The organism is Mesorhizobium sp. M7A.F.Ca.US.014.04.1.1 (assembly GCF_003998745.1).
GTDB classification, from domain to species: Bacteria; Pseudomonadota; Alphaproteobacteria; order Rhizobiales; family Rhizobiaceae; genus Mesorhizobium; species Mesorhizobium ciceri.
This window is the reverse complement of record NZ_RZRW01000657.1, coordinates 1-2,922: the sequence shown is the minus strand read 5'-3', so window position 1 is coordinate 2,922 and position 2,922 is coordinate 1. Positions and strand designations below refer to the sequence as shown.

3 protein-coding genes are annotated in these 2,922 nt (G+C 64.2%); all 3 read left to right on the top strand.

Translation table 11 applies throughout. From position 1 onward, the window contains the following. On the top strand, window positions 1–734 hold a 734-nt coding region (gene mraY / locus EOA22_RS29445), incomplete at its 5' end, for a phospho-N-acetylmuramoyl-pentapeptide-transferase (protein WP_127390427.1). A gap of 8 nt (window positions 735–742) precedes the next feature. After that, entirely contained in the window at window positions 743–2,143 is a 1,401-nt protein-coding gene (murD, locus tag EOA22_RS29440; RefSeq protein ID WP_063168311.1) for a UDP-N-acetylmuramoyl-L-alanine--D-glutamate ligase, read from the top strand. Continuing rightward, window positions 2,143–2,922, top strand: a 780-nt coding sequence (locus tag EOA22_RS29435; RefSeq protein WP_127390426.1) for an FtsW/RodA/SpoVE family cell cycle protein, incomplete at its 3' end; no start/stop codon positions are given. The genes murD and EOA22_RS29435, both read left to right, overlap by 1 nt.

Sequence of the window (2,922 nt, the reverse complement as noted above, 5' to 3'; positions counted from 1 at the left end):
ATCTGAAGGTCACCAAGCAGTCGCATCTCGGCTTTTCCGGCAAGGCACGGCTGGCGCTGGAATTCGTCATCGCCGGCATCGCCGCTTGGGTGATCATGCACAATGGCCAGGCGCCGTTCTCGTCGTCGCTGACTTTTCCCTTCGCCAAGGAATTCATCGTCAATCTCGGCTGGTTCTTCATTCCGTTCTCCTGCTTCGTCATCGTCGGCGCCGGCAATGCGGTGAACCTGACCGACGGCCTTGACGGCCTGGCGATCGTGCCGATCATGATCGCGGCTGCCTCCTTCGGCGTCATCGCCTATCTCTCCGGCAACGCCGTGTTCGCCGAATATCTGCAGATCCATTTCGTGCCCGGCACCGGTGAACTCGCGGTCGTGCTCGGTGCGGTCATCGGCGCTGGCCTCGGCTTCCTCTGGTTCAACGCGCCGCCGGCGGCTATCTTCATGGGCGACACCGGCTCGCTGGCCATGGGCGGCCTGATCGGCACGGTCGCCGTCGCCACCAAGCACGAGATCGTGCTGGTCATCGTGGGCGGATTGTTCGTCGTCGAAATCCTGTCGGTCATCATTCAGGTCGGCTATTTCAAGATGACCGGCAAGCGGGTGTTCCTGATGGCGCCGATCCACCATCATTTCGAAAAGCTCGGCTGGACCGAAAGCCAGGTGGTGATCCGCTTCTGGATCATCGCCGTCATCCTGGCGCTGGTCGGCCTGTCGACCCTCAAGCTGAGATAGGAAGCCCTTTGATCCCCGCCGCATCCTTTTCAGGCAAGCGCGTTTCGCTCTTCGGGCTTGGTGGCTCGGGGATCGCGACGGCGCGCGCGCTGATCGAGGGCGGCGCGGACGTGCTGGCCTGGGACGACAATCCCGACAGTGTGGCCAAGGCCGCCATTGCCGGTATCGCGACCGCTGATTTGCGCGGCGCCGACTGGGCGAAATTCTCGGCCTTCGTGCTGTCGCCTGGTGTGCCGCTGACGCATCCCAAGCCGCATTGGACGGTGGAACTGGCGCGCGGCTCAGGCGTCGAGATCATCGGCGACATCGAGCTTTTCTGCCGCGAGCGGGTGCTGAGCGCGCCGACAGCGCCTTTCATCGCCATCACCGGCACCAACGGCAAGTCGACGACGACCGCGCTGACCGCGCACATCCTGAAAGCCGCGGGACGGGATGCCCAGATGGGCGGCAATATCGGCCGCGCGGTGATGACGCTCGATCCGCCCGAGCCCGATCGGCACTATGTCGTCGAGTGTTCGTCCTACCAGATCGACCTCGCGCCCTCGATCAATCCGACGGCCGGCATCCTGCTCAACCTGACGCCCGATCATCTCGACCGCCACGGCACCATGCAGCACTACGCCGCGATCAAGGAGCGGCTGGTGGCCGGCAGCGAGACGGCGATCGTCGGCATCGACGATTCCTGGTGCGCGCAGATTGCCGAGCGGCTGGAGCGGGCGGGGCGGCATGTCATCCGCATTTCCAAGCGCCTGCCGCTGACCGACGGCTATTTCGCCGATGGCAGCAATTTGATGGAAGCTGTGCACGGCCGTTACAGCCGTGTCGCCTTCCTCGAAGGCATCGGCTCCTTGCGTGGCCAGCACAATGCCCAGAACGCTCTGGCTGCGGTCGCCGCTTGCCTCAAGGTCGGGCTGGAGCTTGGCGAGATCCAGTCGGGGCTGGAAAGCTTTCCCGGCCTCGCGCACCGCATGGAGCAGGTCGGCCGCAAGGACCATGTGCTGTTCATCAACGATTCCAAGGCGACCAATGCCGATGCTGCGGCGCCGGCGCTGTCGAGCTTCGCGCGCATCTACTGGATCGCCGGCGGCCTGCCCAAGGAAGGCGGCATCGAACCCTTGCGCGGTTTCTACCCGCGCATCGCCAAGGCCTATCTGATCGGCGAGGCGGCGCCGGCGTTTTCGGCGACGCTGGGCGAGGCCGTGCCCTACGAGATTTCAGGCACGCTGGCCGCGGCGGTCGAGCACGCCGCGCATGATGCGGCTAAGGACGACAGCGGCGAGGCGGTGGTGCTGCTGTCGCCGGCCTGCGCCAGCTTCGACCAGTTCAAGAATTTCGAAGTTCGCGGCGAAGCCTTCAGGCAAGCTGCGAATGCTATCGAGGGTGTGAAACCCATCGGAGGGGCACGATAATGCAGAGCCGTCTCGACAAAAGTCCGGTTGCGACCTGGTGGTGGACGATCGATCGCTGGTTCCTGGCGGCGTTCCTGTCGCTGATGGGCCTCGGTATCGTGCTGTCCTTCGCGGCGAGCCCGGCGGTCGCCGAACGCATCGGCCTCGACAGTTTCCACTTCGCCACCAGGCAGATCATCTTCACCGTACCGGCGCTCGGCGTGATGCTGGCTGTGTCGTTCCTCGATTCCAGGCAGATCCGGCGCATGGCGCTGATCATGCTGTGCCTGATGCTGGTGCTGATGGTGGCGGTGCTCTACATCGGCGTCGAGGTGAAGGGCGCACGCCGCTGGGTGTCGCTTGCCGGCCTGTCGATCCAGCCGTCGGAATTTTTGAAACCAGCCTTCGTCATCATGTGCGCCTGGCTTTTCGCTGAGCACAAGCGCCAGCCCGACATTCCCGGCAATCTGTTCGCCATGTTGCTGCTGGTACTGGTCGTGTCGCTGCTGGTGGCGCAACCGGATCTCGGCCAGACCATGCTGACGACCGGCACCTGGGGCATCATGTTTTTCATGGCCGGGCTGCCCTGGCTGTGGATCGTTGCGCTGGGTGCCGCCGGCGTCGGCGGCGTTTTCGCCGCCTATACGGTGTTCCCGCACGTTGCCTTGCGCATCGACAAGTTTCTTACCGGCGAAGGCGACACATTCCAGGTCGATATGGGACGCGACGCGCTGATCAATGGCGGCTGGTTTGGCGTCGGACCAGGTGAGGGCACAGTCAAGCGCGTTATTCCCGACAGC